At 40.7% G+C, this 6928-nt stretch carries 7 protein-coding genes; 1 reads left to right on the forward strand and 6 read right to left on the reverse strand.

Going from position 1 to position 6928, the window contains the following annotated elements; translation table 11 throughout:
• Positions 1–108: 108 nt before the first annotated feature.
• The 6 genes from CXF72_RS09305 to CXF72_RS09330 all read right to left on the reverse strand — a co-directional run bounded on the left by CXF72_RS09305 (position 109) and on the right by CXF72_RS09330 (position 6293).
• A complete protein-coding gene (locus tag CXF72_RS09305; RefSeq protein ID WP_198552549.1) occupies positions 109–1194 on the reverse strand; it encodes a RodZ domain-containing protein in 1086 nt (361 codons plus the stop codon).
• Entirely contained in the window at positions 1187–1972 is a 786-nt protein-coding gene (pilW, locus tag CXF72_RS09310; RefSeq protein WP_101038693.1) for a type IV pilus biogenesis/stability protein PilW, read from the reverse strand. The genes CXF72_RS09305 and pilW overlap by 8 nt, the downstream gene beginning before the upstream one ends.
• A 273-nt stretch (positions 1973–2245) precedes the next feature.
• Complete coding sequence (locus CXF72_RS09315; protein ID WP_011769564.1) at positions 2246–3364, reverse strand: bifunctional tRNA (adenosine(37)-C2)-methyltransferase TrmG/ribosomal RNA large subunit methyltransferase RlmN; 1119 nt, start codon at positions 3362–3364, stop codon at positions 2246–2248.
• Between the two features lie 186 nt (positions 3365–3550).
• On the reverse strand, positions 3551–3781 hold the full coding sequence (locus CXF72_RS09320; RefSeq protein WP_101038694.1) for a FeoC-like transcriptional regulator: 231 nt from the start codon (positions 3779–3781) through the stop codon (positions 3551–3553).
• Positions 3781–6066 carry a Fe(2+) transporter permease subunit FeoB gene (gene feoB / locus CXF72_RS09325; protein WP_101038695.1) on the reverse strand — a complete coding sequence of 762 codons (2286 nt, stop codon included), beginning with the start codon at positions 6064–6066 and terminating at the stop codon, positions 3781–3783. Before feoB ends, CXF72_RS09320 begins: the two co-directional genes overlap by 1 nt.
• Positions 6063–6293, reverse strand: a complete 231-nt coding sequence (locus tag CXF72_RS09330; RefSeq protein ID WP_101038696.1) for a FeoA family protein — start codon at positions 6291–6293, stop codon at positions 6063–6065. Before CXF72_RS09330 ends, feoB begins: the two co-directional genes overlap by 4 nt.
• A 160-nt stretch (positions 6294–6453) precedes the next feature.
• Here CXF72_RS09330 and yciH point away from each other — a divergent pair, with 160 nt between their 5' ends.
• A complete protein-coding gene (gene yciH, locus CXF72_RS09335; RefSeq protein ID WP_101038697.1) occupies positions 6454–6780 on the forward strand; it encodes a stress response translation initiation inhibitor YciH in 327 nt (108 codons plus the stop codon).
• Positions 6781–6928: the final 148 nt, after the last annotated feature.

Consider the following 6928-nt stretch of genomic DNA (forward strand, 5'->3'; position numbering starts at 1 on the left):
CCACGCTAAGAGGCTGTCTTCGTTTTTAAAGAAAACCTCCACTGCTGCGTCGTTAGCTGGTTTAAGGATAAGATTGACTGTGCAGATTTTTGCCGTTCCAACCAGGTTTTATTCTGGAATAGAAAACTGCATCGTTTGTCCCGCGGTAAAATCACGAGCGATTATTTTTCCTTGATATTTGACTGCAACGGCGTCTGGCGCACCTAATTTCACTTTAAATGGCGCGATCCCCTCGATTGACAAAACATCATCCTTTTTATAAAGATTAAAAGCTAAACGTTTACCCGTTGCATCCACTATTTCAGTCCAGCAATCGGCTGAAAAAGTTAAATAAAGAGACTCGGCAAGAGCCGTTTGTGGCGACTCAAGCGGCTCATTATTTTCAACTGCGACACTTTTATCCTTTGTATTTATTTTATTTTCACTGCTGGTTTGGAAGGCTGTGTTGTCAATGACTGTCTCGCTGATCGATTCATCAACCGCTGCGACTGCAGTTGTCTCTTTTAATGCAGGCAAGCTGTCGTTATTGATAGTGAAAGATTTATTTTCACTGCTATCTGCTGTTACGTCTGTCACTGACTCACCCGCGACAAATTCACTGCTTTCTGTTGTGACTTTAAGCGCTGAGTCTTGTGCGACAAATTGACTGCTTTCTGTTGTTACTTTAAGCGCGGGATCTGGCGCGACAAATTGACTACTTTCTGTTGTTACTTTAAGCGCGGGATCTGGCGCGACAAATTGGCTGTTTTCTGCGCTGACCTTAGCCGCTGGCTCTCCCGCGATAAAGAAACCTGACTGCTTAGCAAGCACTGCGGCAAGTATTGCGATTAACAGTAAAACAACTAAAAGCCACAGAGGTATTAATCTTTTTTTGCCGGTGGGCGCCATACTGGCCGTCGCTCGAATACGAGAGTCCGGCTCCTGGGGTTTGGAAAGTTGTTGATATTCAACAAATTCATCTAAGGATTTTAAAGCGACTAATTTTGCATAGTTAGCAAGGTATCCACGCAGATAGATAGGTGCATATTGTCCACTTTCAATCAAAACAGAGACATCACCTTCCAGCTCTCTCACCACACTTTCGTTTAAATTCAAAAGATTAGCAACCTGTTCGACTGATAGTGAAGCTTTTAATCTGGCATTATGCAATGCGAGACCCAGTGGGGTCATAATTTGATCTGTGTCGTTATTCATAGTATCCATGATTTAAATAGTCTAGTGCTTGATGGGATTGTGGAAATGTTTCTAATAATATTCCGGCATATTTATTCAGACCTGCATGTTTTCCGGTAGCATAGCTTAAGCGAATCCATTGCCATAAACTCTCCGCAGAATATGCACTTTGTTTTTGGTAATTGAATAGATTTAACTGTGCTTCTTTATAATTTTTTTGAGTGATATTTATCTTTGCCAGTGCCAGATTCAAATATAATTTATTCGGATTATGTGCAAGTGAATATTGGTAATAAAATAATGCTTTGTCTAAATGGTTTATCTCTTCGGCACATAATCCCGCATTCTCATAGGTATCAGCAACATTGCTATAACTGAGCTGTTCAAGTGCGGTTAAAAATGCATTTTCTGCTTCTTCGTAACGTTTTTGCTGACACAGAAATGTACCATAATTATTGTAAGTATCCGAATTTTGGGGATCTAGGGACAGGGACTTTTTATACATCTGTTCAGCTTTTTCATTTTCCTTGACTGCTTGATAATAATAAGCAAAAACACGGTAAACAGTGGCATCTTTCGGCTGGTATGCTAATGCTTTGTCAAGATTTTCTTTCGCTTGCTGCATCTGCTTATTTTCTAAATAAACCAGGGCAAGTTTCACACGTATTTCGGATGCACCCTTTGGATCCAATGTTCTTTTTTGACCCGCACCAGAGTTTTTTGTAGTAGTCGTCGTTGCACTGGAAGTACAGGCCGACAAAACCAGCAGGAGCAAAATAGAAACAAAAGTTTGACGCATATATTCCTTAAAATGGCGTTAACTAATCTAATACATCAAAGAAATAATGCATTAATTTTAGAGATCCAAATATTCTCAAAGCAGTAATCATATTGTGACGGAAAATACTGGCTCTCTCATTCCTGTTATTGCCCTAACGGAACGTCAAGCAGCTGTTCAAGCTATTAATTCTACTTGTATCGCTACTCGACTTCAAGGTACAAATTCAGCGGGAAGCTCGGACAAGTAAACTAAGCATAATGTGCAAAGAATAGCCTGCCCTTGGTAATAAAATTAACCCGCGCTAATGGCGATATTTTCACCCTGCAGGCGTTTTTTCATGGTGCGTTTAGTCCGATCAATCACATCTCCGACAAGTTGCCCGCAAGCAGCATCAATATCATCACCGCGCGTTTTACGAACGGTAACGGTATAACCATATTCCATTAACACTTTATTAAAGCGATCCACTCGGCTGTTGCTTGGTTTTTGATAATCATTACCCGGGAAGGGGTTAAAAGGAATCAGGTTTATCTTACAAGGTGTATCTTTAAGTAAAATTGCCAACTCATGAGCTTGATCAGTCGAATCATTAAAATGGTCCAGCAGTAAATACTCTATATACACTTTACCACGGTTAGCCTTTGATTTTGCGATATAACGTTTCACACCCGCTAAGAAATCAGCAATATTGTACTTATCGTTAATGGGCATCATTTGAGAGCGCAATGTATCGTTTGCAGCATGCAATGAAATGGCCAAAGAAACATCAATGCGATCGCCTAAAATATCAAGCGCAGGAACAACGCCCGACGTTGATACGGTGACACGGCGTTTTGAAAGTGCATAACCAAAATCATCTAACATCAACTCCATGGCCGGGATCAGATTATTAAGATTAAGTAACGGCTCTCCCATGCCCATCATGACCACATTAGTAATGGGCCGCTTACCGCTTTCCCCTGTTACACCGACAATTTTAGCCGCACGCCAAACTTGACCAATAATTTCGCTAACGCTTAAATTACGGTTGAATCCCTGCTGAGCAGTAGAGCAGAAATTACAAGCTAATACACAACCTACCTGCGAAGAAATGCACAAAGTCGCACGATCTTTTTCTGGAATATAGACAGTTTCAACTTCTTGATCACCCACCGTCATTGCCCATTTTATCGTGCCATCATTACTGCGTTGTTCGACTTTAATCTCTGGTGCAACAATTTCTGCGCATTCTTTTAATTTTTGGCGCAGTTTTTTATTAACATTACTCATCAGATCAAAATCTTCACAACCGTAATGATAAATCCATTTCATCACTTGCTCTGCACGAAAGGGTTTTTCGCCCAATTCGACAAAAAACGCACGTAAACCTTCGCGGTTCAAATCCAGTAGGTTTACTTTTTTTATATTCATGAAAGCCTCGTTAACAACAATAAATTACTTAATACTGCCGGGAGTGTTCACTTTTCAGCGTTGAAAAGTTAACACTCCCGGTATAATCAAAATTAGGAAAAGGATTGTACAAAGGTTAGACGCATTTGGCTAGGGCGAAAATAACAAATAAAAATACATTAGCCCATGAAAGATATGATTTCCTATTTAAACAACTGTCAATATTGGTATTTGTTGTTTTTTTAAGCAACTGTAATAAATTTCAGGGTGAAGCTTTTCTCCCCTGTTATTAATCGTTTTCTGAATTTTACCGCGCTTTAATAAAACCGTCATCATAGGCGATAACCCTTCGGCTCTTAAGTGGAAGTGTTTAAGCAACTGTTTTTCTTCAACGCGCCCTGTCTTTTTCACATAGTCTAAAATGGCTGATAAGATCATTAATAAACCGCCTTTAACTGCACTTCCGCTAATACATTACCGCTGCGGTTAAGGCCATAAAGCACGGCTAAAATAACCGTTGCCGATAGCATTAAATACATTAAGCTTGTTAACGGGTGTTGTGTGAAGGTCATCAATTGGTAATAACAAACGGAAACAATATAAGCGGCGGTTGTTGACCACAGCGCAATAAAACGCGCCCAGGTAACGCCCACCTCGCGCACTATAGCTCCCATCGCCGCCGCGCAGGGTGCATACAACAATATAAACAGCAGGTATGCAAAAGCCGCCTCTTTGCTGACAAAAGCCTTTCGAATATTGCTATAAATAGTAAGATCAACCCCCTGCTCTTCGGCAGCTTGCGCTAAATCGGTCATGTCGCCCACACCGATTCCCAGCGGATCACCAACATTGATACCGAATAAGTTTTCAGGGATCGTTTGCAGCGCTGTATTGAATTTTTCAAGCAGGGTTAATTTTTCCTCGTATTCAGCAGACTGAGTTGAATAGAGATTATTTAGGGTTCCGACTACTGCTTCTTTGGCAAAGATTCCGGTAACAATACCTAAGGTTGCCGGCCAATTATCCTGCGTAATACCGAGCGGAGAGAGTACCGGCGTAATAATTTTAGCACCTTTGCTCAGTAATGATTGATCACTGTTCTGGTGGCCAAAACTGCCGTCTGAACCGACGGAGTTGATAACATTTAAGAGTGTTACCACCAGGACGATAGTTTTTCCGGCCCCCAATACAAAACCTTTCATTTTATGCCATGTTTTAATCAAGGTGTTTTTGAGTGTCGGCAGTTCATAATCGGGTAATTCTAAGAATAGATTTTCACTTTTACCCGGTAAGATTGTATGGCTTAAAATATAACCGGTTATAACAGCAACTAAAATACCGATCAGGTACAGTAAAAAAACAATATTCTGTCCTGATTCAGGAAAGAAAGCACTGGCAAACAGCGCATACACAGGTAAACGTGCCCCGCATGACATAAACGGAGACATTATCACCGTTAACAAACGTTCGCGTTCTTTTTCAAGCGTTCGCGTTGCCATCACCGCCGGCACAGTGCAACCAAAACCCACGATCATAGGCACAAATGATTTTCCGGGCAGCCCTAAATACTGCATGCCTTTATCTATCACAAATGCCGCACGAGCGAGATAGCCTGAACTTTCTAATACGGTTAAAAACAGGTATAAACAGCCTATAACAGGGATAAAGGTCATCACGGTTTGTATACCGTTACCGACGCCATAGGCTAATATATTAATTAACCATTCGGGTGCTGATATAGCGGCTAATAACTGCGCACTGCCATCAACAAAAATAGCACCTGCAGTAATATCAAAAAAATCAATAAAGGCACTGCCGATATTAATTGAAAACATAAACATCAGGTACATAACCAATAAAAAGAAAGGAATGCCGGTAAATCTGTTTAAGGTAAGCGCATCTATCTTTTCCGTGATGCTTCTTCCTAAATGCCCCTGTAAACGAATGGCTTGTTGTGATAACTGGTAAATAAAACCGTAGCGTGTATCGGCTACCTGTAAATCGATATCAATAGTGGCAGCCAACTTAGCGTTGGTAAGCAATTGGTTTTGCTCTGCCGAAAACAGTTGTATGAGACTTTGGTCATTTTCTAACAGTTTGATTGCTAATGCGCGATTTTCGAGTTGGTGCTCAACCGTCGCTAACAAAACGCTTGCCTGGTCAATCATTACCTCCAGAGTTTCACCGTAATCCAGCTTAAGAGGGGTAGTTGAGATTTGGCGATTAAAATCTTGCAGTTTGCCTTTAAGTTGCTGCACTGCATTTTTATCATGGGCAGATAAACTAATAATCGGGCAGCCTAACATTTTTTCGATGCATTTCTCATCGATCACCAATTTTTTATTCTCTGCGATATCCATCTTATTGAGCACTGCAACGACCGGTAAACCGAGCTCTTTAAGTTGCAGGGTAAGGTATAAGCTGCGCTCCAAATTACTGGCATCAATCACATTAAGCAGCAAATCCGGGCTATTTTTCATAATATAATCAAAGGCAACTCGCTCATCAAGCGAGCTCCCGTCCGGATCGTAATCAAGGCTATAAATACCTGGTAAATCAATTATCTGAACGTCACAATTGGCATCTATATTAAAATAACCCATTTTTTTTTCAACCGTTACACCGCTCCAATTGCCAACATGCTGATTGGCGCCGGTTAATGCATTAAATAATGACGTTTTTCCTGAGTTGGGGTTACCAATAGTGGCGACGGTTAATGTCATAGGGACAACTCCACCTTAATTTGACTGGCTAACATTTTGCGCAGGGCAATATTGTTGTTTGCGCAACGAATAGCGAGAGGATCACCCATTGGCGCTAAACGTAATAATTGAATTTTTGCTTTCGGTAAAAAGCCTAAATTAAGTAGCTTTTTACGCATCACTGGCTCCATATCATGCATGCTGACGATATTAGCCGTTTGCCCTGCTTTCAGATCCGATAAAACCATTTGCAACCCCTTTCAAATCTTAATGCTAATTATTATCATTTAGATTTAATGTTAATACAAAGACTTGCTCCGTTTAATGTTCCAGATCATCTTTATTTACAGTATTTAAAAAAGACTCTGGTAAACTTAGGCCCACACAATGCAGAGAATAGGAATTCATATGGACTTCAGCGACCTTAATCTTGTTTATTCGACCGACGGTGGCAAGATTGATAAGCCAAAAATTGAAAAAAAAGCGGCTAAAGGTGACGGCATTATTCGCATTCATCGTGAAACTAAAGGACGTAAGGGAAAAGGGGTAACGCTAATAAAAGGGTTAGAATTGGATGAAAAAGCATTAAAAGCCCTTGCCAAAGAGATCAAGAAACGCACCGGAACCGGAGGTTGTGTTAAAGATTTCGTGATAGAAATTCAGGGCGACCAACGAGAGATTGTTAAACTTTTTTTAGAGCAAAAAAATTACAATGTAAAATTGGCCGGCGGTTGATAGGCCTTAACAGCGCTAAGAAGCAGCATCTTAATCAGGTGCCTACTAGGCTCACTCAGCGCTAAAATAATAATAGGCAGTTAGCAGGACGGTTAAGCTGTTGTCTTGAGATCACGTGCTTGAGATGAAAAATCAATGCCCTGCCAAC

It is taken from the genome of Psychromonas sp. MB-3u-54, from assembly GCF_002836415.1.
GTDB lineage: Bacteria > Pseudomonadota > Gammaproteobacteria > Enterobacterales > Psychromonadaceae > Psychromonas.

What these genes read in the sequence shown, in the direction of transcription:
- CXF72_RS09305 (WP_198552549.1), bottom strand. Translation starts at nt 1,194, where the DNA reads ATGAATAACGACACAGATCAAATTATGACCCCACTGGGTCTCGCATTG.
- pilW (WP_101038693.1), bottom strand. Translation starts at nt 1,972, where the DNA reads ATGCGTCAAACTTTTGTTTCTATTTTGCTCCTGCTGGTTTTGTCGGCC.
- CXF72_RS09315 (WP_011769564.1), bottom strand. Translation starts at nt 3,364, where the DNA reads ATGAATATAAAAAAAGTAAACCTACTGGATTTGAACCGCGAAGGTTTA.
- CXF72_RS09320 (WP_101038694.1), bottom strand. Translation starts at nt 3,781, where the DNA reads ATGATCTTATCAGCCATTTTAGACTATGTGAAAAAGACAGGGCGCGTT.
- feoB (WP_101038695.1), bottom strand. Translation starts at nt 6,066, where the DNA reads ATGACATTAACCGTCGCCACTATTGGTAACCCCAACTCAGGAAAAACG.
- CXF72_RS09330 (WP_101038696.1), bottom strand. Translation starts at nt 6,293, where the DNA reads ATGGTTTTATCGGATCTGAAAGCAGGGCAAACGGCTAATATCGTCAGC.
- yciH (WP_101038697.1), top strand. Translation starts at nt 6,454, where the DNA reads ATGGACTTCAGCGACCTTAATCTTGTTTATTCGACCGACGGTGGCAAG.